Origin of the sequence: Kineococcus endophyticus, assembly GCF_040796495.1 — a bacterium.
GTDB classification, from domain to species: domain Bacteria; phylum Actinomycetota; class Actinomycetes; order Actinomycetales; family Kineococcaceae; genus Kineococcus; species Kineococcus endophyticus.
The window spans coordinates 196,548-221,908 of record NZ_JBFNQN010000006.1; the positions used below are offsets into that span (position 1 = coordinate 196,548).

The following is a 25,361-nucleotide window of genomic DNA, read 5'->3' on the forward strand; positions in this document are numbered from 1 at the left end:
TCAGCGACGGGACGGCAGCAGGCCCTTCACGACCTGCGACGCCTTCTGCTGCTCACCCTGCTGGGACGTCAGGACGAGCAGGACGCCCGTCAGGGCCGGGATCGTCCACTGCAGCACCTTGAGCTTCTTCATCGACGCCGCGACGTCCGGCGGGGTGTCCTGGTTCGGGTCGACCCCCGAGTTCGCCGGCGCCTTGGAGTCCTTGCCGAGGCGGGCCCCCTCCAGACCGGACCAGGCGGTCACGCCCATCGCGGCCAGGGTCACCACGGTCTTCACGGCGCTGTTCCCACGGGTGCCGGACTGCGCCACGACGCGCCCGCGGTTCGCGCTGACCAGGCCGATGGCGCCGATGGAGTGCGCGGCGAGCGCGGCCGCGTTGACGGGTGCCCAGCGGGCCCAGCCGGCGGCGGCGACGTGCGTGCGGTCGGACGGGTCGCCCACGGCCGCGGAGGCACCGTTGAGGCCGACCGCCCCGAACAGCGAACCGCCGAACCAGGCTGCCAGCCCGATGTCGTGCAGCGAACGGATGACGGTCTGACGTTCTCCCACGGTGTCCTGCTCCTCCTCGGTGCGTCGCCGCCGCGGAATCCCTCCACGGACGGCGCCGGTGCGGTGACCGGCAGCCTGCCCCTACCCCGTGGAACCGCCGACAACCCCACGGTTGGACGCGCCGTGAACGGGCGGGAGGGGCGCGGAGGTCGCCGCGACCACGGCGACCGAGACCGCAGGACGAGAGGGAGACCATGGCCCGCAACAGCTTCACGCCCGAGGACCTCTACGAGGCGACCGTCGTCGCCGACGACGGCGACAAGATCGGCAAGGTCGAGGACGTCTACCTCGACAACGGCACCGGCCAGCCCGAGTGGGTGTCGGTCAAGACCGGGCTCTTCGGTTCCAACCTGTCCCTCATCCCGCTCGCCGAGGCGCAGGCGGACGCCGGGACGCTGACCGTCCCGTTCGGCAAGGCGAAGGTCAAGGACGCCCCGCCCCACGATCCGGGCCGCGAGCTCAGCGAGTCCGACGAGGACGAGCTCTACCGGTGCTACGGCCTCGGGACGGGGCAGGCGGCCCGCGACACGGGCACCGCGACCGGTGACGCGACGGGCACCGCGGCGACCGGCGGCGCCGGGTACGACCTGGCGGACGACGCCCGTGAGCGGAGCACCGTGGGTCACGAGACCGTCGGCCACGACACGTCGGGCCCCACGACCGACGACGCCATGACGCGCTCCAAGGAGGAGCTGCGCGTCGGCACCGAGACGGTGGAACGCGGCCGCGCCCGCCTGCGCAAGCACATCACCACCGAGAACGTGTCGCGCACGGTGCCCGTCTCGCACGAGGAGGTCCGCGTCACCCGCGAACCGATCACGCAGGAGAACCGGGGCGCCGCCCTGTCCGGGGGAGACCTGACGGAGGAGGAGCACGAGGTGGTCCTCACCGAGGAGCGCGCCGTCGCCGACAAGGAGACCGTCCCGGTGGAGCGGGTCCGCCTCGACACCGAGACCGTCCAGGGCGAGGAGACCGTGCAGGCCGAGCTGCGCGAGGAGCAGATCGACCTCGACGCGGGCGAGCGCACCACGCGCGGGTCGGACCGCTCCTGAACCAGCGTCCCGACGACGTCCCGGCCGACAGGACCACCTCCGAGGTGGTCCTGTCGGCGGAGGCGTTGCGCACCGGGACCGTGCGGGTGGCCCGGGAACGCGTCCGGATCAGCAAGCGGATCGTCGAGACGACGCGCACCGTCGAGGTCCCCGTGCGGGTCGAGCAGCTCGTCGTCGTCCACGAACCCCTCGGACCGGATGACCCCGTCCCGGACGTGGACCCCACCGCGCCCGTGGAGGAACTGGTCGTGGTGCTCCACGAGGAGGTTCCCGAGGTCACGCTGCGCGTGCACCCCGTCGAGCTCGTGCGCATCGGGATCGACACGGTGCCCGGCGAGGTGGTGGTCGAGGCCGACGTCCGTTCCGAGGAGGTCGAGGTCGACGAGCGGCCCGCCCGGGGGAACTGAGGCGTCCCGGGAGCGTTCAGGAGGAGTGGACGTACTCGGGGTGCCCGCGCGGGTGCTGCGCGACAGGACCGGGGGGACGCTGGCCCGCCCCCTCGCCGGGGGCCGCTCGTTCCCCCTGACGTGGGTCCGCTCCGGTCCCGTGCAGGACGTCCCGGTCCTGTTCGTCCCCGGGGGCCCCGGCATGGCGTCCGTCCTGCCGTACGAGCGGTTGCGCGCCACGGCCGCCGCCCACGGCGTCGGCTCGGTGATGGTCGAGCACCGGGGGATCGGGTTGTCCCGCACGGACGGCGCGGGTCGTGACCTGCCGGTGGCCGAGGTGACGGTCGAGGCCGCGGCGGACGACCTGGCCGCCGTCCTGGACCACCTCCGGATCGAGCGCGCCGTCGTCGACGGCAGTTCCTACGGGACCTACCTGGCGCAGGTGTTCGGGGTCCGGCACCCGCACCGCGTCGCGGCGATGGTCCTGGACTCGCCACTGCTGTCCGTGGCCGACGACCTCGTGGCCGTCCGGGCGCACCGGCGCCGCCTGCTGTGGGACGCCGGCACCGCGCTGGCTGCGGCGGTGCGGTCGGTGGACGCCGACCCGGACGAGGCCGCCTCCGTGGTCCCCACCGTCTACGAGTTCGCGGGGCCCGAGGCACTGCTGCGGCTGCTGCGCGCGCGTGCGGAGGGGAAGCTCGAGGGGCTGTGGCGGCAGGTCGCCCGGCTCTCCGAGGGTGAGCTCGACGGCCGGGGCGTGCGCCACGTCACCGAACCCGACCTCGTGGCCGGCATCGGCTTCGGCCAGCTCGGGTACGGGCTGCCGCCGGACGGCGGGCCGTTGGACCCGCAGGTCGCCTTCGCCCGTGTGGCCGCCTCGCGTCCGCCGTACCGGGGCGAACCGTACGACCTGCCCTCACTCGTCCCGGGTTTCACGTGGCCCACCGTCGTCGTGTCCGGCGACCTCGACCTGCGGACGCCGCGGCCCGTCGCCGAGCGGTTGGTGGACCTCCTGCCGGACGGGGTCCTGCTCGAACTGCCCGGTCTCGGGCACAGCGCGATGGACACCCACCAGCGTGCGGCCGTCCTCGTCGCCGCGGCCGTCCAGGCCGGCACGGCACACCGGTTGCCGGCGCTCGCGGACCGGATCGCGGCCCTGCCCCGCCGCGGGGCGTCGCGGCTGCTCGGCACGGCCGTGCGCGCCGCCGTCCGGCTCGGCGGCTGACCCGCAGCCCCCCTCACTCGCCGTCGGCGAGCACGAACGGCCACACCGAGTCCGCGCCCGCCCGCCGCACGAGCCGGGAGGCCACGGTCAGCGTCCAGCCGCTGCGGGTCCGGTCGTCCACGAGCAGCAGGTTCCGGCCCCGGACGAGGTCGGGGTCGGGGAGTTCGAACCGGCGCGCCACCTGGGCCAGCCGGTGCGCGGAGTTCACGTCCGTCCGCGTCGGGGAGTCGTCGAGCAGACGGAACGTCGTCACCAGCGGGAGCCCCGTGTACCGCGCGAGACCGTCCGCCAGGTGGGAGACGAGCTGGGGGCGTGAGGCCGAGCACATGGCCACGATCCCGTCGAGCCCGAGCTCGCGCGCCCAGTCGTCGAGCACGGCGGCCGCGGCGTGCCGCAGAGGGACCGGCGTCTCCTGGTCCGGGGAACCGGGGGCGAAGAGTTCGCGCACCGCCCCACCCCAGCCGAGGTCGGTCGTCCGGGCCACGGCGCGGCCGACGCCGGGCTGCTCGGCCGGCGCGATCCGCCCCGAGAGCGCGACGTCCAGGCCCTTCATGCCGGTGGGCCAGACCTTCTTCGGTTCCAGCGGGACGCCGGGCCGGTCCAGGTCCGCCCCGGCCTGCGCCACGGCCGCCTCGTCGACGGTGAGCGGGACGTCGAAACCCCCGCAGTTGTCGCAGCGCCCGCACGGCGCTGCGTCCGGGTCGTCGAGGGCCCGGCGCAGGAACTCCAGCCGGCACCCCGTCGTCGTGACGTAGTCGACCATCGCCTGCTGCTCGACCTCGCGGGTCGCGCTGACCCGCGCGTAGCGCTCGGCGTCGTAGGCCCACTCCTGGCCCGTGGCCTGCCAGCCGCCCTTCACCCGCCGGACGGCGCCGTCGACGTCGAGCACCTTGAGCATGAGTTCGAGGCGGTTGCGCCGCAACGTGACCCGCGTCTCCAGGGCCTGCGTGGACAGGGGTTCCCCGGCGTCGGCCAGGACGCTGAGCGCGAGGCGCACGTCCTCCTCGGCCGGGAACCCGATCGAGGCGAAGTACCGCCAGATGTCGCGGTCCTCGGCGCCCGGCAGCAGCACCACCTCGGCGTTGTCGATGCCGCGGCCCGCACGCCCGACCTGCTGGTAGTAGGCGATGGGGGAACTCGGTGCCCCCAGGTGCACGACGAACCCCAGGTCGGGCTTGTCGAAACCCATGCCGAGCGCGCTCGTCGCGACGAGCACCTTCACCCTGTCGTTGACGAGGTCGTCCTCGGCCTGCAGCCGCTCCGCGGACTCCGTCTGCCCGGTGTAGGGGACGGCCTCGATGCCGTGCGAGCGCAGGTGCGCGGCGACGTCGGTGGCCGCCGACACCGTCAGCACGTAGATGATCCCCGACCCGGGGAGTTCGGGCAGGTGCTGCACCAGCCACGCGAGCCGGTGGGCGTGCGTGGGCATCCGGACGACGGCCAGCCGCAACGACTCCCGGTCCAGGGAACCCCGCAGGACCAGCACGTCCTCGAGCGTGCGGGTGCCCGTCACCGACAACTGCTCGGCGACGTCGGCCGTCACGCGCGCGTTCGCCGTCGCCGTCGTGGCCAGGACCGGGATCCCGTCGGGCAGGTCGGCCAGCAGCGTCCGGATCCGGCGGTAGTCCGGCCGGAAGTCGTGACCCCAGTCGGAGACGCAGTGCGCCTCGTCGACCACGAGCAACCCCGTCGTGGCCGCCAGCGGGGGCAGCACCTCGTCGCGGAACCCCGGGTTGTTGAGGCGTTCGGGGGAGACGAGGAGGACGTCGACGGCGCCCGCGCGGACCTCCTCGTACACCCGGCCCCAGTCGTCGCCGTTGGTCGAGTTCACCGTCACGGCCCGCACGCCGGCCCGTTCGGCGGCCGCGATCTGGTTGCGCATCAACGCGAGCAGGGGGGAGACGATGACCGTCGGGCCGGACCCGCGGGCGCGCAGCAGGGCCGTCGCCACGAAGTACACCGCCGACTTGCCCCACCCCGTCCGCTGGACGACCAGGGCCCGGCGCCGGTCGGCCACGAGCGCCTCGATCGCCGTCCACTGGTCCTCGCGCAGGGCCGCGGCCGGGTCGCCGACGAGGCGGCGCAGGACCTCCTCGGCCTCGGCGCGCAGGTCGGCGCGCGCGTCGGCGCTCACGGGCTGAGGGACTGCTCCAGCGGACATGCCCCGGATGCTGCCACCGTCCTCCGACAGACCGGGCACGGCAGACTCGGGGCTGTGGACGACACCGTCGCGGCCCGCCTGACCACCGAGCGCACCCTCTGGTGCTGCACCCTGCGTCCCGACGGGTCCCCGCACCAGACCCCCGTCTGGTTCGTGCACCTCGCCGGTGCCTTCTGGATCGGGACGGCGGCCCACAGCGTCAAGGTGCGCAACGTGCGCGCCGACCCGCGCGTCAGCCTCGCCCTGCCCGACGGGGACGCCCCGGTCGTGGCCGAGGGGGACGCGGCCGTGCGCACGAGCGGGTACCCCGACGAGGTCGTCGCCGCGTTCGACGCCAAGTACGGCTGGGACGTCCGCGACCCCCTGGGCGACGGGACCGGGGGGGCGCTGCTCGAGGTCGGCGTGCGGCGCTGGCTCATGGCGGGCACCGCGCACTGAGGACCGTCCCCGCGGCTCAAGCGGTGCGGCGCGCGGGTCGATGACCGGACGTGACCTACGTCGCCCACGAGCCGCCCGGGACCGGGCTCGTGCACGAGGACGACCTCGACCGGCACGACGTGGAGGGCTCCTGGGTCGAGTGGGCCGCCGGCGCCGACCTGGCCGACGAACCGGACGTCGCGCTGCAGCTCCTCGCGGCCCGGCCGCCGGACACCGGTGACGACCCGCAGGCCCTCGCGGCCGACGAGGCACGACTGCACCTGCTCGCCGGCCGGCCCGACCGGTCGCTGGAGGCGCTGGCCCGGGCGGGTCTGACCGACCTCGCGGCCGCCCCCGCCGAGGACCCCCGGTCCGCGCTGCTGGCGGCCTGCCGCGCCGCCGCCGGGGACGGCCGGGCCTACCGCTGGCTGCTCGCCGGCCTGCGCAACCCCGAGTGGGCCGCCTCCTGGCCGGCCGCCTACGTCGTCGCCGCGGCGGCCGCCGCCCGCGCCGACCACGACACCGCCGACGAGATGTGGACGCGCACCGTCGTCGTCCACGGCATCCGCACCCGCCGCTCGCTCCTGCACGCCGCGGTCGCCGCCGTGGCCCGCCGCGACCGCGAGGACCCCGCGACGGCCTGCGCCGACCTCCGGGACGCCGCCTCCCTCCTCGACGAGGTCCCGCACGGCGTGAGCGCCGACCCCGGACCCGTCCTGGAGGCCGTGGCCGCGCTGCGCGCCCGCGGGGACGGGGAGGGGGCCCGGCTCCTGCTGCTGGCCGTGGCCCGGGCGACCGCGTCGCACCCGCTCGTCGCCGCCGAGCTGGCGGCCGACCGGGCCCGGTTCGACCGCGCGGCAGGCGCCGTCGCGCGGGCCCTCGACCGGTCGCTGCGGGACGGCGACGGGGCGGGGGAGCACCGTCCCGCGGCGCTCGCCGTCACGGTCGCGACCGGGATCGCCGCCTGGGCCCTCGGCGGGCAGCTCGCCGGCGGCCTCGCGACGGAGGCCGTGCTGGCCGGCGTGGTCCTCGCGGTGGCCGCCCTCGTCGCCGGGCCGGTCCTGGCCCAGACGGTGCGCTCCCGGGGTGCGCGGAGCCGACGCCGCCGCGAGGCCGCCGTCGCGCACCGCGCCCGCGCCCGGCTGTTCACGCGCTGCGCGTGCGTCGAGACGCCCGTGGTCGCCGGCGCCCACGTCGCGGACCTCCTGCAGGGCCACCTGCGGCGCGTGGGGCCGGGGTCGTCCGCCCTGTCCTTCGTCACCGCGCGCCTGGTGTCGGCCGCCGACCTCGCGGTGTGCCCGACGACGGGCTTCCTGTGGCTCGTCCCCGCCCGGGCACCCGGCCGCGAGCTGCTGCTGCGGGGTGCGGTGGCGGCGGGTGCGCCCGCCGAGGAGGTCCCCGGTCAGTCCGTCCCCACCGGGTTCTACCTCTGAGGTGGTGCTTGACTGCCACGGTGCGCTACGTCGTCATCGGAGCAGGAGCCATCGGCGGAACCCTCGGGGGCCGCCTGGGGCAGCACGGTCACGAGGTCGTCCTCGTCGCCCGTGGTGCGCACGCCGACCGTCTGCGCGCCAAGGGGTTGCGGCTGCTGACGCCGACCGGGCCCGTCGAGCTGCACGCCCCGGTCGCGAACTCGCCGGCCGACGTCGAGCTCACCCCCGACGACGTGCTCGTCCTCGCCGTGAAGGTCCAGGACGCGGCGGGGTTGCTCGCCGACTGGGCCGCCGCCCCCGTCGGGGACTCCACGGCCGGACAGACCCTGCCCGTCGTCTGCGCGCAGAACGGGGTCGAGGGCGAGCGGCTGGCCCTGCGGTGGTTCCGCCGTGTCGTCGGGGCCTGCGTGTTCCTGCCGGCCAGCCACCTCGAACCCGGTGTCGTCATCTCCGAGGGCACGCCCGTCTCCGGCGGCCTCGTCCTCGGGCGCTACCCCCACGGCCGGGACGAGCTGGTCGAGGCCATCGCGGCCGACCTGGCCGCCTCGGGCTTCGCGACCGCCGTCAGCGACGACGTCATGGCCGCCAAGCGGGGCAAGCTGCTCGACAACAGCGGCAACGCCCTCGACGCCGTGTGCCGGCCCGGGCCGGGCTGGGAGGAGCTGCGGTCGCGGGCCCGCACGGAGGGCGAGGCGGTCCTCGCCGCGGCCGGTGCCCCCGCGCTGACCCGCGAGCGGGCGCTCCCGCAGCTGGCCGAGCTCGGGTTCGCGACGGCCGAGGTCGCCGGGACGGAGCGCCTGGGCTCCTCGAGCTGGCAGAGCCTGCACCGCGGCGGCTCCATCGAGACCGACTGGCTGAACGGCGAGATCGTCCACCTCGGCCGCCGGCACGACGTCCCCACCCCCGTCAACGAGGCCCTGCAGCTGCTCGCGGCGACGTCGGTGCGCGAGGGCCTGGGACCGCGGGCCTTCGACGTGGCGGACGTGCTGGCGCTGGCGGACGGGCACCCGGTCGCGCACACCGGGACGCGCGCGGGGGAGCCCGCGGCGGTCGGCGCGGAACGGGCCTGAGAGGCTGACCGGCATGCGCGTGGACCACGTCGGCTTCGCCGCCGGGCCGGAGGGCCTGGCCGAGACCGCCCGGTCCCTGGCGGCGCGGCTCGGGGTGCGGGTCGTCGAGGGGGGCCCCCACCCCCGGTTCGGGACCCGCAACGCGGTCCTCCCGCTGTCCGAGGGCACCTACGTCGAGGTCGTCGAGGTGCTCGACCACCCCGTCGCCGACAAGGCGCTGTTCGGGCGGGCCGTGCGCGAGCGCACGGAGGCCGGCGGTGGCTGGTTCGCGTGGAGCGTCCTCGTGGACGACATCGAGAGCTACCGCGACCGGCTCGGCGAGGACATCGAGGAGGGCGTGCGCCGCCGTCCCGACGGGGTCGAGCTGCGCTGGCGGCAGATCGGCGCTCCCGCCCTCAACACCGAACCCCAGCTGCCCCTGCTCATCGAGTGGGACGGCCCGCAGACCCAGCACCCGTCGGCGCTGTCGCTGGCCGGGGGGACGAGACTGGCCGGTCTCACCATCGCCGGGCAGCGCTCTCGCGTGCGCCAGTGGCTGGGGCTGTCGCCGGACTTCTCCTCGGACCGTGTCGAGTTCACCTGGCTCGACGTCGTGGGCAGCCCGCGCGCGACGGGTCTGCGCTCGGTGACGTTCGAGACCACGCGCGGCACCGTCGAGATCTGAGCGCGGACCCGGATGGACTGGCCCGACTGGCTGCCCTCGCTGACGGCGTCGGCCATCGCCCTGCTCGTCGTCGACCTCGTCGTGCGCGTCACGGCTGTGGCCGTCGTCCCGGTGAACCGGCGGCCGAGCTCGGCCCTGGCGTGGCTGCTGACCATCTTCTTCATCCCCTACGTGGGGGTCGCCGCGTTCCTGCTCATCGGCAACCCCAAGCTGCCGCGCGCCCGGCGGCGCAAGCAACGGGAGATCAACCGGCTGATCCTCGACTCCACGAAGGGGATCGACCTCGTCTCGACCGACCACCCGTGGCCGCCGTGGCTGACCGGGATCGTCGAGCTGAACCGCAACCTCGGGTCCATGCCGCTCGTCGGCGGGAACTCCGCCGTGCTGTGCGGGGAGTACGACGAGGCGATCCGCGCGATGGCCCGCAGCATCGACGGTGCCCGCGAGTACGTCCACGTCGAGTTCTACATCATGACCAAGGACCCGACGAGCGAACCGTTCTTCACCGCCCTGGAGCGCGCCGTCGAGCGGGGCGTCAAGGTCCGGCTCCTGCTGGACCACGTGGGCTCCCTGCGCTACCCGGGGTACCGGCGGACGATCCGCTACCTCGACGACATCGGGGTCGAGTGGCACCCGATGCTGCCGGTGCAGCTGCACAAGCTGAAGTACCAGCGCCCGGACCTGCGCAACCACCGCAAGCTCCTCGTCGTCGACGGCGACGTGGCGTGGCTGGGGTCGCAGAACGTGCTGGACCGCAGCTACAACAAGCGCGGGAACCTCAAGCGCGGTCTGCAGTGGCAGGACCTCATGGTCCGGCTCGAGGGTCCGGTCGTCTCCGGGGTCGAGGCGATGTTCATCACCGACTGGTACTCCGAGACGGACGAGCTCCTGGAGTCCGAGCGCCCGGAGGTGTCCCCGGTGGGTTCCCCCGGCCGGCTGGAGTGCCAGGTGGTGCCGAGCGGCCCGGGGTTCGACGGGGAGAACAACCTCAAGCTGTTCAACGCGCTGCTGTACTCGGCCCAGCGCCGCATCTCCATCACGAGCCCGTACTTCGTGCCGGACGAGTCGATGCTGTCGGCGATCACCACGGCCGCCGAGCGCGGCGTCGACGTCGAGCTGTTCGTCTCCGAGCTCGGCGACCAGGCGCTCGTGCACTACGCCGAGTGCTCCTACTACGAGAACCTGCTCCGCGCCGGTGTGCGGATCTTCCGCTACCCCGCGCCGTACGTGCTGCACGCCAAGCACATGACGGTCGACGAGGAGGTCGCCGTCATCGGTTCCTCCAACATGGACATGCGCTCGTTCCTGCTCGACCTCGAACTCACGCTCATGGTGTGCGGCCGGGAGTTCTCCGACGACCTGCGCCGCGTCGAGGACGAGTACCGCGCCAAGTGCAGCGAGCTCACCCTGGAGCAGTGGCTGGCGCGCTCGCGCATGCAGGTCATCAAGGAGAACGTCGCGCGGCTCACGTCCGCGCTGCAGTGACGCGCCGGACCCCCAGCGCCGCGAGTTCGAGGTCCGCCAGGTCCGCAACGACGCGTGCGTCCCCCGTCAGCCAGCCCCCGGCCGGATCGGGGTCGACGGCGAGCAGGACCCGTCCCGGCCTGCGCTGCAACGCCCGCAGCGCGAGCACGCGGTCCCCGGCCGCGGTGCCCGCCAGCCGGCGCGCGTCCCGGGCCCGCGCCGCCCAGCGCAGGCGCTGCACGACCCGGACCCCCACGACGAGCAGGACCGGCAGCAGCGCCGTCAGCAGCCCGAGGACGGTCGCCAAGTGCAGCACGGCGTCGCGCTGCTCCCCGGCGGCCCGGGCCAGGGACGCGGCGCTGTCGGCCGACCGGTCCAGCAACCCCGCCACGTCGTCGCCCACGAGCGGGGCGCGACCCAGCGAACCGCCCGTCGAGCGCAGCCCGTCGGCCAGCGCCGTGGAGCCGTCCGCGAACCGGCGCGCCGGGTCGGCAACACCCGCGACGGCGGCGTGCACGGCCCTGCCGGCCAGCACCGAGGCGACGACGACGAGCAGGCACCCGGCGTCGCCGACGACCTGCCGGGTCCGGCGCGCGGGGAGGTCGGCGTAGAGGGGCACCGGTCCAGTCTCGTTCCGCGGGTGCGGTTCAGCCCAGCTGGGAGTCCACCCAGCACCAGCGCCACGCCTCGCCGGGTTCGGCGCTCACCATCGTCGGGTGCGCCGTCGCGGTGAAGTGGGCGCGGGAGTGCCGCAGTTCGGAGGAGTCGCAGCAGCCGGTGTAGCCGCAGTGCAGGCAGGTCCGCAGGTGCACCCACGCCGTGCCTGCGGCGACGCACTCGGCGCACTCCAGGGGCGGTGCGCCCCAGCGCTGCGTCGCCTCGTCCCGCCCGACCGAGACCCGCAGGTGGTCGCAGCCGTCACCGGCCGTGCGGGGGGCCAGGGCGCGGTCGGGCGCCAGCGGTTCGAGGTCTTCCAGCCGGTCGAGCAGGGCCTCCTCGAAGTCGACGTCGGCCAGGGCGCGCTGCAGGACCTCCGGGCTCGCGGCGCCGCGGTCGCGGGCCTGCACGACGACGGCACGTTCGGCGGCCAGCATCTCCAGCCGCAGCGTGGAGTACACGACCGAGGGCGTCATGACGTCCGACAGGGGCCGGCCCAGCCGTTCCCAGGCGGCGTGCGAGCGCGACTTCGACCGGCCGCGCAGCTGCATGACGAGGTGCTTCGGTTCATCGCCGGTGAGGAGTTCGTCCAGGCGGCGCAACCCCGCCGCGGCCGCGGCGTCCCCCAGGGCGGCGGCCGCGAGCGCGTCCTGCGCGGGGTCGGGGCCGGGGATCGCGAGCCGCCGCACGACCGTCGGCAGCGTCAGCCCCTGCACGAGCAGGGTGCCGACCACGGTCGTGAACGCCGCGAGGAGCAGCACGTCCCGCCCGGGCACGTCCTCCGGGATGAGCTGCGCGGCAGCGAGGGTGACCACCCCGCGCATCCCCGCCCAGGACAGCAGCAGGGAGACGCCCGGGGACCAGGCCCGGGCGCGCAACCTCGGCACGGCGTGGAAGAACCCCGAGGCGGCGAAGACGAAGACGAACCGCGCCGCGATCGTGGCGACGAGCACGCCGGCGCAGACGGCGACGACGCGGGCACCGGAGTACCCGCTCTCGGCCGCGCCGGCCAGCAGCAGCGGGAACTGCAGGCCGATGAGGAGGAACACCGCGTTCTCGAGGAGGAACGCGACCGTGCGCCAGTTCAGCGTCTCCGCGACCCGGGACGCCGCCGTCTGCACCTTCGGCGAGACGTGCGCCATCGCCAGGCCGGTGACGACCACGGCCAGCACCCCGGACACGTGGACCGCCTCGGCCGGCAGGAACGCGAGGTAGGGGGCGACGAACGACAGCGCGGTGTCGAGGACGGGGTTCTCGATGCGGCGGCGGACGAGGGCCAGGACCGCGGCGACGACCCCGCCGATGACCACGGCGCCCACGACGGCGAGGACGAACTCACCGCCGATGTGCCAGGGGGACAGCTGGGTGGTGAGGGCGGACGTGGCCGCGGCCAGGGCGATGAGGGCCGAGGCGTCGTTGAGGAGGCTCTCCTCCTCGAGCATCGTCGCGACGCGGCGCGGCAGTCCGAGCCGGCGACCGATGGCCGTGGCGGCCACGGCGTCCGGCGGCGCGACGACCGCGCCGAGCGCCATGCACGCCGCGAGCGCGACCCCCGGCAGCAGCCACGACGTCGTCCAGCCCACGACGAGCGTCGTGAAGACCACGAGGACGACGGAGAGCAGGACCGTCGCGGTCTTGTTGCGGCGGAAGTCCACGAGCGAGGTCGACGCGGTGGTGGCGTAGAGCAGCGGGGGGAGCAGGCCGTTGAGGACGAGTTCGGGGCCGAGGCTGAAGGACGGGACGCCGGGGACGAGCGCGGCGAGCGCGCCCACGACCACGAGGACCAGCGGGGTCGGCCAGCCGAACCGGTCGCAGGCCGCCGCCACCGCACACACCCCGACCGTCAGCGCCACGAGCGCGATCGCGATCTCCACGGCGGGGAGACTACGGCGCGGAGCGGGGCCGCGGGACCGGGTACCGGTCCCGCGGCTGCCCCGACGGTCAGAAGGGGTAGGACCCCGGGCGGCGGCGCATCGTGACCCAGCGCGTCTCGGTGAACGCCTCGACGTTCGCCTCCACGCCGCCGTGCCGCGATCCCGTCCCGGACGACCCGACGCCGCCGAACGGGGCGTTCGCCTCGTCGTTCACCGTCTGGTCGTTGATGTGCACGATGCCGGTCGGGATGCGCTGCGCCAGTTCGTACCCGGCCATCGCGTCGGCGGTCACGATCCCCAGCGACAGGCCGTACTCGGTGTCGGCGGCGAGCTGGACGGCCTCGTCGTCGTCGCGGAAGGGGACGACGGAGGCCACGGGGCCGAACACCTCGTCGCAGTAGGCGGCGGCGTCGCGCGGCGGGTTCGCGAGCACGGTCGGCCGGTAGAACAGGCCCTCGTACGTCCCGCCGGCGCGCAGTTCGGCGCCCTTGGCGACGGCGTCCTCGACGAGGCCGTGGACGCGGTCGCGCTGCGTCTCGTCGATGAGGGGCCCGAGGTGGACCTGGCCGGCCGCGGGGTCGCCGACGTGCATCGACTCGGCCTTGGCCGCGAGCTTCTCGACGTAGGACGCGTAGAGCGACTCGTGCACGAGGTGCCGGCCCACGGTCATGCAGATCTGTCCCTGGTGCAGGAACGCACCCCACGTCGCGAGGTTCACGGCCTCGTCGACGTCGGCGTCGTGCCGGACGAGGAACGCGGAGTTGCCGCCCAGTTCGAGGTGGGCCCGCTTGAGGTGCTTGCCGGCCAGTTCGCCGACGCTGCGGCCGGCGCGGGTCGAGCCCGTGAACGCGATGACGCGGACGCGCGGTTCGGTGACCAGTGCCTGCCCGACGTCCCCGCCACCCGGGACGAGCTGCAGCAGCCCCGGCGGCAACCCGGCCTCCTCGAAGATCCGGACCATCGTCACACCGCCCGTGACGACCGTGCGGGGGTCGGGCTTGAGCAGCACGGCGTTGCCGAGGGCCAGCGCGGGTGCGACGGCGCGGATGCCCAGGATGAGCGGCACGTTGAACGGCGAGATGACGCCCACGACCCCGACCGGCACGCGCTGGGCCAGGGACAACCGCGGTTCCTCGCTCGTCAGGACCGACCCCGACGCCGCCGACGGCAGCGCAGCCGCCTCGTAGCACTCGGCCGCCGTCACGTGCAGGGCGAACCCGGCCAGCGGCGGGACGGCACCGACCTCGCGCACGTTCCAGCCGGAGATCTCTTCGGCGTGCTCCTCCCACAGCGCTCCCGCGCGGCGCAGGACGGCGGCGCGGGCGGAGTGCGGCAGGGCGGCCCAGTCGCGCTGGGCCTTCGCGGCGCCCTCCGCGGCACGGGCGACGTCGGCGGCGTCCGCCATCCCGACCTCGACGAGGGTCTCGCCCGTGGCGGGTTCGACGCTGGGGGTGCTGCCGCCGCCCCCGGGCACCCAGGCCCCGTCGACGTGGATGCGGCCGGCGAAGTCCTGCGGGTCCAGAAGTGTCACGAGTCCTCCTCGACAGGTGTGGACCCCCATCGTGCACGAGGACTCAGGGACGCAGGACGGTGATCCCCGCAGTTGTCGCGGCGCCCACCTCGGCGAGGGCGCGGGGCCCGGCCTCCAGCGGCAGTTCCCGCGTCACGAGGTCGTCCAGCGGGAAGCGCCCGGAGGCGACGAGCGCCAGGAGGCGCGGGTAGTCGTGGGCCGCCATGCCGTGGCTGCCGAGCACCTGCAGCTCCCCGGCGATGACGAGGTCCATCGGCACCGACGGTGTCCCCGCGGCGGCCGGCAGCAGGCCGACCTGCACGTGCCGTCCGCGTCGGCGCAGCGAGCGGACGGACCCCTCGCACGTCGCCGGCAGCCCGACGGCGTCGAGGGACAGGTGGGCGCCACCGCCGGTGAGGTCGCGGACCGCCTCGACCGCGCCGTCCGCCGGCACGGCGTGCTCGGCGCCGAACGCCAGCGCGAGCTCGCGCGCGGCCGGGGAGGGGTCGACGGCCACGACGCGCGCCCCGGCGGCGGCCGCGACGGCCACGGCCGACAGCCCGACCCCGCCCGCGCCGTGGACGGCGACGAACTCCCCGGCGCGCACGGCCCCGACGTCGGTGACGGCGCGGAACGCCGTCGCGACCCGGCACCCCAGCGCGGCCGCGGAGGAGGCGGAGAAACCTTCCGGCAGCGCGACGAGGTTCACGTCGGCGTGGTCGAGGGCGACGAGGTCGGCGAACGAACCCCACCCGGTGAACCCCGGCTGGGTCTGCGACCGGCACACCTGCTGCGCGCCGGCGGCGCACTCCGGGCACGTCCCGCAGGCCGTGACGAACGGGGTCGTGACGCGGTCGCCGACGCGCCAGTTCCGCACGTCGGCGCCGACCGCGGCCACCGTCCCGGCGAGTTCGTGCCCCGGCACGTGCGGCAGCACGACGTCGTCGTCGTGCCCCTGCCACGCGTGCCAGTCGCTGCGGCACACCCCCGTCGCCTCGACGGCCACGACGACCCCGTGCGGGGCCGGCGTGGGGTCCTCGACGTCGGCCAGGTGCGCGGGCGCGTCGAACTCGGTGACCAGGACGGCGCGCACGGTTCAGTCCTCGTCGAGGACGGACACCAGCGCGGCGGCGTCACCCGTGTAGTCGGCCGGCGTCAGAAGCGACAACCGGGCCGCCTCCCCGTCGGGCAGTCCGAGGCCGGCGACGAACTCCTGCAGCTTGGCCTGGTCGACCTTGCGACCGCGGGTCAGTTCCTTGAGGCGCTCGTAGGGTTCCGGCAGCCCGTGCACGCGCATGACGGACTGCACGGCCTCGCCGAGGACCTCCCAGTTCTGGTCCAGGTCGGCCGCGAGCGCCACGGGGACGGCGTCGAGGCCGGCGAGCCCGCGCTGGGCGTTCTCGATCGCGAGCAGCGAGTGGCCGAACGCGACACCGATGTTGCGCTGCATGGAGGAGTCGGTGAGGTCGCGCTGCATCCGCGACGTCGTGAGCGTCTCCTCCAGCACCCGGAACAGCCCGCCGGAGACCTCGAGGTTCGCCTCGGCGTTCTCGAAGCGGATGGGGTTCACCTTGTGCGGCATGGTGGAGGAGCCGACGGTTCCCTGACCGCGGACCTGGGCGAAGAACCCGTAGGAGATGTACGTCCAGACGTCGGTGCAGAGGTTGTGCAGCACCCGGCCGTAGCGGGAGACGTCGGCGTACAGCTCGGCCTGCCAGTCGTGCGACTCGATCTGCGTGGTCAGCGGGTTCCAGGTGAGACCGAGACCGGTGACGAACTCGCGGGAGACCGCCGGCCAGTCCGTCGTCGGGACCGCGGCGCGGTGCGCGGCGTACGTCCCGGTGGCGCCGTTGAACTTCCCCAGGAACTCCGCACCCTGGACGTTCCGCAGCTGGCGGCGCATGCGGTGGGCGAGGACGGCGAGTTCCTTGCCGAGCGTCGTCGGCGTCGCGGGCTGGCCGTGGGTGCGGGACAGCATCGGCACGTCGCGCAGGTCGTGGGCCATGCGGACGACGTCGTCGACCAGGCTCGTCGCGGCGGGCAGCCACACCTGCTGCACGGCGTCGCGGACCATGAGCGCGTAGGACAGGTTGTTGATGTCCTCGCTCGTGCAGAACAGGTGGGTGAGTTCGGCGACGTCCGCGAGCGACGTGCCCTCGAGGCGGCGCTTGATCCAGTACTCGACGGCCTTGACGTCGTGGACGGTGACGCGCTCGATCTCGCCGAGTTCGGCGACGGCCGCCGCGTCGAACCGCAACGGGAGCTCACGCAGGAACGCGGTCTCGTCCTGCGTGATGCGGCGCACGCCGGGGACGACGTCGTGGGTGCCGAGGAAGACGAGCCACTCGACCTCGACGTGGATGCGTCGGCGGTTCAGCGCCGCCTCGGACAGGTGCGCGGCCAGCGGCGCGACGGAGCGGCGGTAGCGCCCGTCGAGGGGGCCGAGCGCGGGGTCGCCCAGGTCTGCGGCGTCCGGGGTGGCGGTGAGGGGGGTGGTGGCGGCGTCCAGCTCGTCGGTCACGGGCCACATGGTCCCACGCCGTCACCACCGCTCCCGCGGTCCCGGGTCGTCGCGGCGCTCAGGCCTTGTCGACCGAGGACTCCTTGTGCGCGGCCTTCTTGCCGGACTTGTCGCTCTCCACGACGACCTGCGGGTCGTCCTCGGACGCCTTCCGCTTCTGCCCGTACAGCTCGAAGTCGTCGGTCTTCTTGTCCGTGACCTTCCCCTCGGTCGTGCCCTGCGGGGTGTTCCACTCGACGTGATCGCCCTTCTTCACCATGCGTCCAGCGTCACGGGAGTTCGGGGGCCCCGCACCCCGGAACCCGACCTCAGGGCAGCGGGTGCCGGCGCAGGACGGGCTCGCCCGCGCGGGCGGGGTCGAGCGGGACGGGAGAGCGGAGCACCCCGGCGCCCAGGGCGATGCGGCCGTCGGTCACCGGCGTGCAGCGCAGACCGCCGCGCCCGCGCAGCGCCCGGTGGGCCCCCGGCGCGGCGACGCGGTCCATCCAGGCGCAGGGGTTGGCCGGCCGGCCACCGTGCAGGGTGACGGACCCGGCCGCCGTGACGACGTCGAAGTCGTGCCCGCGCAACGGGTCCAGCTCCACGCCGCGCACGACGACGTTGCGCCGGGCCAGCAACGGGTCCGGGACGGCGGGCAGTTCCAGGTCGCGGGCGACGGCCTTCCACGCCTCCAGGGCGAGGAACGTCACCGCGGCGTCCATGTGCGCGGCCTTGCCGAAGAACCGGTCCCCGCGGATCCCCTTGCCGGCCACGACCTCGACGACGTCCGGGGTGTGCGTGGGGACGTCCGCGGCGCCGTCGCGCGGGCGGCCGAAGTAGGCGTGCTCGGGGGAGACGAGGAGGTGCACCACCTCGACCGGGTACTCGTGGGTCACAGGGCCAGCGTCTCGCGCGCGGCCCGGACCGCCTGCCCGGCGTACCCGGCGCCGAACAGCACGGTGTGGACGAGCAGCGGGTGCAGCTGGTGCAGCGGGACCCGGCGACGCCACCCGGCCTGGAGGGTGGCGGCCTCGGCGTAGGCGGCGAGGACGCGGTCCAGGTGCGGGAGCCCGAAGAGCGCCAGCATCGCCAGGTCCGTCTCGGGGTGGCCACCGTGGGCGGCGGGGTCGACGAGCACCGCTCCCTCGGACGACCACAGCACGTTGCCGGACCACAGGTCCCCGTGGAGCCGGGCCGGTGCGGACGGTCCGCCCGGGAGGTCTGCGGCGAGGAGGCGTTCGCAGACCGCCTCGACCACCTCGGCGTCGGCCGCCGTCAGGTGCCCGGCGTCCCGGGCCGCGCGCAGGTACGGCCGCAGCCGCTGTTCGGCGTAGAACGCGCTCCAGCCGGTCGGCCCGGTCGTCATCGGCAGGGGCAGCGCCGCGATCCAGCCGTCTCCGTCGAGGTCCGGCGGCGGCGCGCCGAAGCGGTCCGCCCCGGCGGCGTGCGTGCGGGCGAGGTCGCGGCCGAACGCCTCCGCGGCGGCGGCCGTCGGCGCAACCCCCACGACGCGCCGGAGCAGCAGCCCGTCGTCCTGCACGGCGAGCACCGGGCACACCGCGACACCGTCCGCCGCGGCCAGCCAGCGCAACCCCGCCGCCTCGGCGTCCCGGGGTCCTGGACGGTCGTGGCGCTTGAGGAACGTCTCGCTCACGCGCCCATCCTCACCCTGGGGACGACGGCGCGCAGACGACGTCGCGGTCTCCACAGGGCTGCCCGACGACCGCCCGTCCACAGCTCGGACCGTCGTCCCGGCCTGACCCGCCCCCCGCGACCTACGGTCGCCCGGCGTCGATCACGACGCACCCCCCACGGCAGGAGCAGAGCATGGATCCCGGTCAGGCCCACGTCGACACCCTGGCCCGCCGCCTCGCCGCCGAGGCCGAGGACGTCCGCTCCGTGGGGCGGCACCTGCGCGCGTCCGCGGACGTGGAGTGGACCGGCCTGGCCGCGACCCGCTTCCGGGCCGAGCTGGGGAGGACGGGGGAGCGGGTCGACCGCCTGGCCCGCACGGTCGAGGACGCGGCCGGCAGCCTGCGTGCGCATGCTGCGGCGATGGCGGGTCCGGTGTGAGCGGCGGGCTGACCGTCGATGCCGGCCTCGCCGTCGACCCCGACCAGCTCGACGCGGTGGCGGCCCAGCTCGCGGGGGTGGCGGCCACGGTGGCCGGGGTCGGCGCCGTCGCCGTGCTGACAGCCACCGACCCGGTGCTGCCGCTGAGCGCCCCGCTCGCCCCGGTGACGGCCGGGCGCGTGGCCGGCGACCTCGCCCGGATCGTCGGTGGTGGGGCCTCGGCGCCCGCGGTCGCGGCCCAGGTGCTCGCCCTCGCGGCTCGTCTCGAGGTCGCCTCGCTGCGCTACCGGGTGGGTGACGAGACCGCCGACGCGGTCGTGGCCCTCGCGCGGGGGGTGGTCGCGCAGGCCGTCGTCGACGCCGCCCCCGAGCTGGCCGGGGCGGCCGGGGCGCTCGTCGCCGCCGACGTGCTGTTCCGGCTGCAGGAGGTCGAGCACCGCGTCGTCGTCGCGGCCGTCGCGCAGGCCGTCGAGGGCGACGTCGACCTCGGTGCGCTCGCGGCGACGGCGGCCGAGGAGGTGGGGAAGGTCGACGACCGCGTGCTCGCCGACCTGCGCGGGGCGGGCACCCTGCTCGCGGCCCACCCCGACGTCGTCCGTGAGCTGGCCGCGCTGACGCCCGACCTCGCCCGGGCCGCCGGTCTCACCGGGGTGGAGGACGTCGCCGACGTCGCCGGGCTGCTGACCTCGGCCGGTGCCGTGTCCCCGCTCTTCCGCGAGACGCCGGTGCGCGTCACGCCGCAGACCGTCCCCCGCGCCGTCCCGTCCCGGCCGCCGCGCGGGCTCGCCGAGGTCCTCGACGGGGTCGCCCACCAGTCGACGGGGTACACGGCCGCGTCGGGCACCGTGGGTGGCCGCCTCTCCGCGGCCGGCGAACCCGCGCCCGGCGGCCTCCGCCTCGAACGCGTGACCCACGCCGACGGGACGGTCGCGTGGATCGTCGAGGTGCCCGGGACGCAGGACTGGACGCCCCTGCCGGGCAGCACGAGCACTCCCATGGACCTCACGACGAACCTGCGCGCCGTCGCCGGCGAATCCACCGCCACGGGCGCAGCCGTCGTGGACGCCCTGCGGCAGGCCGGGGTCCGGCCCGGCGAGCCGGTGCTGCTCGCCGGGCACAGCCAGGGCGGGCTGACGGCCGCTTCGCTCGCGGCCGATCCGGCCGTCGTCGCGGAGTTCCACGTCACCCACGTGCTCACGGCCGGGTCCCCGACCGACGGCCTGCCCGCCGCTGCGGGCGTCCGCACGGTCTCCCTGGAGCACACCGGCGACCTCGTCCCCGCCCTCGACGGCACGGACGCCGCGGGCTCGGAGGACCGGACGGTCGTGCGGCGGGACGTGTCCGACGAGGAAGGGGTGCGCGAGGACACGCTGGCCGCGCACGGCTGGTCGGGCTACCTGCGGACGGCGGCGCTCGCCGACGCCTCGCAGGACCCGGCGCTGCGCGCCTTCCGCGAGAGCGGCAGCGCGTTCTTCGACGCCCCCGGCGCGCGGGTCGACGTCTTCGACTACACCGCGGAGCGGGTCCCGTGAGCAACGCCATGGACTTAGTCAGACTTAGTTCATACCCTTGGCGGGTGACCCGGACGGTGAACGTGCACGAGGCCAAGACGCACCTGTCGCGCCTCCTCGAGGCGGTCGAACAGGGCGAGGACGTCGTCATCGCCCGGGCGGGCAAGCCGGTCGCCCGCCTGGTGCCCGTCCCCGCGCGGGTGGCGCGGGTGCCTGGGACGTTGAAGGGGCAGGTGGTCATCGCCGACGACTTCGACGAGACCCCGGTGGACGTGGTCGCCTCGTTCTACGACGACCTGGAGCCGTCGTGAGCCTCCTGCTCGACACCCACGTCCTGCTGTGGTGGCTCACCGATGACGAGCGGCTCCCGGATCGCCTGCGTGCCGCGGTGGCGAACGGGGACGCAGAGGTGCATGTCTCGGCGGCCTCCGCGTGGGAGGCGACCGTCAAGAGCGCCGTGGGCAAGCTGACCCTGCCCGACGGGTGGTGGGAGCACGTCCGGGAGCAACGGCTGACCGAGCTCCCCGTCACCGCGGAGGACGGGCTTGTCGCGGGAGCCCTCCCACGCCACCACGCCGACCCCTTCGACCGGATGCTCATCGCCCAGGCCGTCCGGCGCGACCTCACCCTGCTCACTGTCGACCGCCGGTTCAGCGCCTACGACGTCCGGCTGCTCGCCTAGGACGACCGGGTGTCCTGGCCGGCGCTCGCGGTCGCGCGCAGGGTCGCGCCCCAGCGCTCGACGTACGCGGCGAGCGCCGGGGTGTCCGCGCCCTGCGCCTCCGCCTCGCGGTCGATGAGGTAGAGCCCGGGGGCGGGCACGGCCGCGCCCAGTTCGGAGAGCACGGGCTTGAGCAGCAGGTCGGCGGCCAGGGCGTGGCCGGGGGCGGCGCCGAGCATGAGCGGGACGGCCGTCACGCCGCGCAGTCCCTCGCCACCGGCGAACTGGTCGAGGAACAGCTTGAGCAGACCGGTGTAGGTGGCCTTGAACGTGGGGGAGGCCACGACGAGCAGGTCCGCGGAGGCGACGTCGGCGACGGCCTGCTGCACGGTCGGGTCGCCCCAACCGAGCAGCCCCGGGCCGAGCGTCGTGACGTCGACGACCTGGTCGACGGGGGCCTGCGCGAGCAGTTCGGCGGTGGTCACGGCCGCCGTCAGGGTGCGGGAGCCCGCCTTGGGGTTGCCGCAGACGACGACCGTCCGCAGTGCGCTCACCCGGCGGGCCGCGGCGTGAGGGTGCGGAACCCCGAGGAGTGCCAGACGAGGGGTTCGGTGTCAGGGGCGGTGCCGGCGGCGTGGACCTGCAGGAGGACGACGTCGTGGTCGCCGGCGGGGAACTGCGAGTGGATGGAGGCCTCGATCCACACGGGGGCGCCGTGGATGAAGTGCGCGCCGCTGTCGGTGGTCGTCGTCTGGATGCCGGCGAACCGGTCGGCGGCCTTGGAGGCGAGCTGGCGGGCGGCCAGGTCGTGGGCCTCGCCCAGCACGGAGACGCCGATGCGCGCGGCGGTCTTGAGCTTGGGCCAGCTGGTGGAGGTGTGCTGGACGGCGAACAGGACCAGCGGGGGGTCCAGGGAGATGCCGACCTGGAAGGAGGAGGCGACCAGGACGACCGGTTCGGGCCCCTCGCCGGAGTCGACGACGGCCGAGAGGGCGGCGACGCCGGTGGGGAAGAGGGCGAACGTCGTGCGCAGCGCCATCGGATCGGCGTCCACGGCGACGAGCTCGGGCGGGGTGGGGGTGTCGGTCACGGTCGGGCCTCCAGCCGGTGGGGTCGTGGCGTCAGAGTCAACCGCACGGCCCCGCCACGCCTTCCACGGACGTGACGGATGTCGCAGGCGAGCGGTCCGTACGCTGGCGCGCATGACGACTCCCAGCACCCCTCTGGCCCCGCGGCTGCGGGCCAACATGGCCAAGGTCCCGGCGTACGTCGCGGGGAAGCCGGCCGTGGCCCGGGAGGGTCTGGAGGTCTTCAAGCTGTCCTCGAACGAGAACCCGTACCCGCCGCTGCCGAGCGTCCTGACGGCGATCACGCGGGCCGCCGCCACCGTGAACCGCTACCCCGACCCGATGGCGACGCAGATGGTGGCGACCATCGCGCAGAAGTGGGGCGTCGAGCCGGAGAACCTGGCGGCCGCGACGGGCAGCGTGCGGCTGCTGGCCCAGCTCGCCGAGATCACGTGCGCCCCCGGCGACGAGGTCGTCTACGCCTGGCGGTCCTTCGAGGCGTACCCCATCACCGTCGCCATCTCCGACGCCGTGCCCGTCGAGGTGCCCCTGACGGCCGACGCCCGCCACGACCTGCCCGCGATGCTCGCCGCGATCACCGAGCGGACGCGGCTGGTCGTCCTGTGCTCGCCGAACAACCCGACGGGCCCCGCGCTGCGTCGCGGGGAGCTCGAGGAGTTTCTGGCGCAGGTGCCCGGCGACGTCCTCGTCGTCCTCGACGAGGCCTACCGCGAGTTCGTGGACGACCCGGACGTCCCGGACGGCGTCGACGTCTTCCGCGCGCACCCGAACGTCGTCGTCCTGCGGACCTTCTCCAAGGCCTACGGCCTCGCGGGCCTGCGCGTCGGTGTCGCGGTGGCCCACCCCGAGGTCGCCGGCACGCTGCGCAAGGCGGCCACGCCCTTCGGCGTCTCGGCCATCGCGCAGGCCGCCGTCGTGGCCTCCCTGCAGACGGCCGCCGAGGCCGAGCTGATGAGCCGCGTGCGCGCGCTCGTCGCCCAGCGCCGCGTCCTCCTGGACGGTCTGCGCGCCCAGGGCTGGGACGTCCCGGACGTGCAGGGCAACTTCCTCTGGCTGCCGGTGGGCGAGGACGCCGTCCCGCTCGCCGAGGCCTTCGCGGCCGAAGGGCTCGTCGTGCGGGCGTTCGCCGGGGCGGGGGTGCGGATCACCGTGGCCGAGGACGCGGGCGGTGAGCGCCTCCTCGAGGTGGCGGCGCGCCTGCGAGCCGGACGTCCGTGACGGTCCCCTCCCGGTAGCGGGCCGGGCTGACGCCGTACCGGCGCTTGAAGGCCGCCGACAGGCTGAACGGGGACGCGTACCCGACGCGCCCGGCGACGGCCGCCAGGGTGAGGCCCCGGTCGGTGAGGAGGTCCGCGGCCACGGCCAGCCGCCAGTCCGTCAGGTAGGCCATCGGTGACGTGCCCGTCACCGCCGCGAAACGCTTCGTCAACGCCGACCGCGAGGTCCCCGTCCGGCGGGCGAGCGCGTCGAGGGTCCACGGCGCCTCCGGCGACGCCCGCAGGAGCCCGAGCGCCTCCTGCACCACGCCGTCGGGGGCGGGGGCCTGCCCGGGGCCGTCCGTCGTCCACGCCCTCAGGGACGCCAGGAGCAGGAGGTCGAGCAGCCGGTCGAGGACGAGCGGCTGAGCGGGGGCGTCGACGGCCACCTCGCGGTTGAGCAGGCCCAGGAGAGCGGGGTCGGGGTCGCGCGCGACGAGCGCCGGGGGGAGCGCCTCCAGCAGCAGCCGTCCGACCTGCCCGCGGCCCGCGTACGTCCCCACGAGCAGGCGGTCCGGCCCGGACGGGTCGTTGCCCCACGTCCGGACCCCCGCGTCCCACGGCTGCGCCAGGTCCCGACCGTCCGGGCCTGAACACCGCTGACCGGGGCCGATGACGGCGCCGGTGAGCGTCTCCGGAGCGTCCGCCAGGATGTAGGGGGCCGTGTCGCGGACGAGCAGCACATCGCCGCGGGCCAGCGCGTGGACCCCCACGGCCGTCAGGGCGCAGGCCCCGCCGTCGAGGACTGCGATCAGGGTCAGCGGGGCCTCGTCGTCGACCTGCACGGACCACGGGGCTGACATGACCACCTGGAGCAGGAAGGCGTCCCGGGCCCGAGGGCCGTCGAAGGCGCCCAGCCACGCGTCCACCCGCTCACCGTAGCGAGGGCACGGCCGCCCGCTCGGAGGTCGACGGCACCCACACGCCGGTGGCGGCCGTCCGGCGGGCGAAGTCGGCGAAGTCGCGGGGTGGGCGGCCCAGGGCCCGCTGGACGCCGTCGGTGACCGAGGCGTTGCGACCGTCGAGGACCATCGCGAAGAGGTCGGCGAAGTCGGCCGGTAGCCCTTCACGCTCGAGCTCGGCGACGTACTCCTCGTGGCTGACGGGTTCGTAGCGGACCTCGCGACCGGTCGCGGCGGACAGCTCGCGCGCCACCTCGGTGAAGGTCAGCAGGCGCGGGCCGGACAGCTCGTACACCTCGCCGTCGTGGCGGGGGTCCAGCAGCGCCGCCGTCGCCACGTCGGCGATGTCGTCGGCGTCCACGAAGGGTTCCCGGGCCTCCCCGGCGGGGATCGACAGGACGCCGGACAGGACGGGCTCGAGGAAGAAGCTCTCGGAGAAGTTCTGGTCGAACCAGTTGCAGCGCACGATCGTCCAGGCGAGCCCGGACGCCTGCAGTGCGCGCTCGCTGGCCAGCGCGCCCTCCTCCCCGCGGCCGGAGAGCAGGACGGCCTTGTGCACGCCGGCGGCGCGGGCGGTGGCCGAGAACCGCGCGATCAGCTCGGGGACGCCGGGGAGGGCGAGGTCGGGGTAGTAGGTGACGTACGCGGCGTGGGCACCGGCGAGGGCGGCCTGCCAGGTGCTCGCGTCGTCCCAGTCGAAGCGGGGGGAGGTGGACCGCGACACGGCCCGCACCCGCTCCCCGCGCCCGGTGAGGCGCTCGGCCACGCGCCGGCCGGTCTTGCCCGTTCCTCCGATGACGACGATCACGATGTCCTCCGAGTGGTCTGCGGTGGGAGTGTCCGCCCATCGGGCGTGACGCCAGTCCACCCGCCCACTCCCGCGGTGACCATGTGCCGCAGACCCGTCG

General features: G+C 75.1%; 27 protein-coding genes. 13 read left to right on the forward strand and 14 right to left on the reverse strand.

Annotated features, from left to right (window positions below; genetic code table 11):
* On the reverse strand, positions 1-549 hold the full coding sequence (locus AB1207_RS10340; protein WP_367638082.1) for a hypothetical protein: 549 nt from the start codon (positions 547-549) through the stop codon (positions 1-3).
* Between the two features lie 194 nt (positions 550-743).
* Between AB1207_RS10340 and AB1207_RS10345 the strand changes: the two genes are divergently transcribed.
* Genes AB1207_RS10345 through AB1207_RS10355 form a run of 3 tightly spaced genes read left to right on the forward strand, consistent with a single transcriptional unit; the run spans position 744 to position 3,212 of the window.
* Positions 744-1,601 (forward strand): DUF2382 domain-containing protein, encoded by an 858-nt coding sequence (locus AB1207_RS10345; RefSeq protein WP_367638084.1) that lies wholly within the window; start codon positions 744-746, stop codon positions 1,599-1,601.
* A gap of 44 nt (positions 1,602-1,645) precedes the next feature.
* Positions 1,646-2,008, forward strand: a complete 363-nt coding sequence (locus AB1207_RS10350) for a DUF2382 domain-containing protein (RefSeq protein WP_367638085.1) — start codon at positions 1,646-1,648, stop codon at positions 2,006-2,008.
* Positions 2,009-2,048: 40 nt separating this feature from the next.
* Complete coding sequence (locus AB1207_RS10355; protein ID WP_367638087.1) at positions 2,049-3,212, forward strand: alpha/beta fold hydrolase; 1,164 nt, start codon at positions 2,049-2,051, stop codon at positions 3,210-3,212.
* A gap of 13 nt (positions 3,213-3,225) precedes the next feature.
* Here the strand turns inward: AB1207_RS10355 and AB1207_RS10360 are convergent, their stop codons facing one another.
* A complete protein-coding gene (locus AB1207_RS10360) occupies positions 3,226-5,373 on the reverse strand; it encodes a RecQ family ATP-dependent DNA helicase (RefSeq protein ID WP_437178907.1) in 2,148 nt (715 codons plus the stop codon).
* A 54-nt stretch (positions 5,374-5,427) separates the two neighbouring features.
* Between AB1207_RS10360 and AB1207_RS10365 the strand changes: the two genes are divergently transcribed.
* The 5 genes from AB1207_RS10365 to cls are packed head-to-tail and all read left to right on the forward strand — an operon-like array spanning position 5,428 to position 10,442.
* Positions 5,428-5,811, forward strand: coding sequence for a pyridoxamine 5'-phosphate oxidase family protein (locus tag AB1207_RS10365; protein WP_367638091.1), 384 nt, complete (start codon positions 5,428-5,430; stop codon positions 5,809-5,811).
* A gap of 50 nt (positions 5,812-5,861) precedes the next feature.
* Positions 5,862-7,223, forward strand: a complete 1,362-nt coding sequence (locus tag AB1207_RS10370) for a hypothetical protein (RefSeq protein ID WP_367638092.1) — start codon at positions 5,862-5,864, stop codon at positions 7,221-7,223.
* A gap of 8 nt (positions 7,224-7,231) precedes the next feature.
* The gene (locus tag AB1207_RS10375) at positions 7,232-8,293 is read left to right on the forward strand and encodes a ketopantoate reductase family protein (protein ID WP_367638093.1); all 1,062 of its coding nucleotides are present in this window, start codon (positions 7,232-7,234) and stop codon (positions 8,291-8,293) included.
* Between the two features lie 13 nt (positions 8,294-8,306).
* Complete coding sequence (locus AB1207_RS10380) at positions 8,307-8,957, forward strand: VOC family protein (RefSeq protein WP_367638094.1); 651 nt, start codon at positions 8,307-8,309, stop codon at positions 8,955-8,957.
* Positions 8,958-8,969: 12 nt separating this feature from the next.
* Entirely contained in the window at positions 8,970-10,442 is a 1,473-nt protein-coding gene (gene cls / locus AB1207_RS10385) for a cardiolipin synthase (RefSeq protein WP_367638095.1), read from the forward strand.
* Here the strand turns inward: cls and AB1207_RS10390 are convergent.
* The 8 genes from AB1207_RS10390 to AB1207_RS10425 all read right to left on the reverse strand — a co-directional run bounded on the left by AB1207_RS10390 (position 10,423) and on the right by AB1207_RS10425 (position 18,616).
* On the reverse strand, positions 10,423-11,040 hold the full coding sequence (locus tag AB1207_RS10390; RefSeq protein ID WP_367638097.1) for a hypothetical protein: 618 nt from the start codon (positions 11,038-11,040) through the stop codon (positions 10,423-10,425). The genes cls and AB1207_RS10390 overlap by 20 nt on opposite strands.
* A 28-nt stretch (positions 11,041-11,068) precedes the next feature.
* Positions 11,069-12,952 carry a cation:proton antiporter domain-containing protein gene (locus AB1207_RS10395; RefSeq protein WP_367638099.1) on the reverse strand — a complete coding sequence of 628 codons (1,884 nt, stop codon included), beginning with the start codon at positions 12,950-12,952 and terminating at the stop codon, positions 11,069-11,071.
* 67 nt (positions 12,953-13,019) lie between these two features.
* Positions 13,020-14,483, reverse strand: a complete 1,464-nt coding sequence (locus AB1207_RS10400; protein ID WP_367638100.1) for an aldehyde dehydrogenase family protein — start codon at positions 14,481-14,483, stop codon at positions 13,020-13,022.
* A gap of 43 nt (positions 14,484-14,526) precedes the next feature.
* Positions 14,527-15,555, reverse strand: a complete 1,029-nt coding sequence (locus AB1207_RS10405; RefSeq protein WP_367638101.1) for a zinc-binding dehydrogenase — start codon at positions 15,553-15,555, stop codon at positions 14,527-14,529.
* Positions 15,556-15,558: 3 nt separating this feature from the next.
* Positions 15,559-16,923: an adenylosuccinate lyase gene (gene purB, locus AB1207_RS10410; RefSeq protein WP_367638254.1), complete on the reverse strand. Its 1,365-nt coding sequence runs from the start codon at positions 16,921-16,923 to the stop codon at positions 15,559-15,561.
* A 118-nt stretch (positions 16,924-17,041) separates the two neighbouring features.
* Positions 17,042-17,242 carry a hypervirulence associated TUDOR domain-containing protein gene (locus AB1207_RS10415; protein WP_367638102.1) on the reverse strand — a complete coding sequence of 67 codons (201 nt, stop codon included), beginning with the start codon at positions 17,240-17,242 and terminating at the stop codon, positions 17,042-17,044.
* 49 nt (positions 17,243-17,291) lie between these two features.
* The gene (locus tag AB1207_RS10420) at positions 17,292-17,858 is read right to left on the reverse strand and encodes a molybdenum cofactor biosysynthesis protein (RefSeq protein WP_367638104.1); all 567 of its coding nucleotides are present in this window, start codon (positions 17,856-17,858) and stop codon (positions 17,292-17,294) included.
* On the reverse strand, positions 17,855-18,616 hold the full coding sequence (locus AB1207_RS10425; RefSeq protein ID WP_367638105.1) for a fructosamine kinase family protein: 762 nt from the start codon (positions 18,614-18,616) through the stop codon (positions 17,855-17,857). The genes AB1207_RS10420 and AB1207_RS10425 overlap by 4 nt, the downstream gene beginning before the upstream one ends.
* A gap of 173 nt (positions 18,617-18,789) precedes the next feature.
* On the opposite strand from AB1207_RS10425, the gene AB1207_RS10430 reads away from it, so the two are divergent.
* The 4 genes from AB1207_RS10430 to AB1207_RS10445 are packed head-to-tail and all read left to right on the forward strand — an operon-like array spanning position 18,790 to position 21,228.
* Positions 18,790-19,035: a WXG100 family type VII secretion target gene (locus AB1207_RS10430; protein WP_367638107.1), complete on the forward strand. Its 246-nt coding sequence runs from the start codon at positions 18,790-18,792 to the stop codon at positions 19,033-19,035.
* On the forward strand, positions 19,032-20,567 hold the full coding sequence (locus AB1207_RS10435) for a hypothetical protein (protein WP_367638109.1): 1,536 nt from the start codon (positions 19,032-19,034) through the stop codon (positions 20,565-20,567). The genes AB1207_RS10430 and AB1207_RS10435 overlap by 4 nt, the downstream gene beginning before the upstream one ends.
* A 44-nt stretch (positions 20,568-20,611) precedes the next feature.
* Positions 20,612-20,857, forward strand: coding sequence for a type II toxin-antitoxin system Phd/YefM family antitoxin (locus AB1207_RS10440; RefSeq protein WP_367638110.1), 246 nt, complete (start codon positions 20,612-20,614; stop codon positions 20,855-20,857).
* Entirely contained in the window at positions 20,854-21,228 is a 375-nt protein-coding gene (locus tag AB1207_RS10445; RefSeq protein WP_367638111.1) for a type II toxin-antitoxin system VapC family toxin, read from the forward strand. The genes AB1207_RS10440 and AB1207_RS10445 overlap by 4 nt, the downstream gene beginning before the upstream one ends.
* Here AB1207_RS10445 and AB1207_RS10450 read toward each other — a convergent pair.
* Positions 21,225-21,752 carry an NADPH-dependent FMN reductase gene (locus tag AB1207_RS10450; RefSeq protein WP_367638256.1) on the reverse strand — a complete coding sequence of 176 codons (528 nt, stop codon included), beginning with the start codon at positions 21,750-21,752 and terminating at the stop codon, positions 21,225-21,227. The two genes, AB1207_RS10445 and AB1207_RS10450, sit on opposite strands and share 4 nt — an antisense overlap.
* 5 nt (positions 21,753-21,757) lie before the next feature.
* Positions 21,758-22,246 carry a flavin reductase family protein gene (locus tag AB1207_RS10455; protein WP_367638258.1) on the reverse strand — a complete coding sequence of 163 codons (489 nt, stop codon included), beginning with the start codon at positions 22,244-22,246 and terminating at the stop codon, positions 21,758-21,760.
* A 163-nt stretch (positions 22,247-22,409) separates the two neighbouring features.
* On the opposite strand from AB1207_RS10455, the gene hisC reads away from it, so the two are divergent.
* A complete protein-coding gene (hisC, locus tag AB1207_RS10460; protein ID WP_367638113.1) occupies positions 22,410-23,513 on the forward strand; it encodes a histidinol-phosphate transaminase in 1,104 nt (367 codons plus the stop codon).
* Here hisC and AB1207_RS10465 read toward each other — a convergent pair.
* Complete coding sequence (locus AB1207_RS10465; RefSeq protein ID WP_367638114.1) at positions 23,440-24,420, reverse strand: helix-turn-helix transcriptional regulator; 981 nt, start codon at positions 24,418-24,420, stop codon at positions 23,440-23,442. The two genes, hisC and AB1207_RS10465, sit on opposite strands and share 74 nt — an antisense overlap.
* A 4-nt stretch (positions 24,421-24,424) precedes the next feature.
* Entirely contained in the window at positions 24,425-25,261 is an 837-nt protein-coding gene (locus tag AB1207_RS10470; protein WP_367638116.1) for an NmrA family NAD(P)-binding protein, read from the reverse strand.
* Positions 25,262-25,361 lie beyond the last annotated feature (100 nt).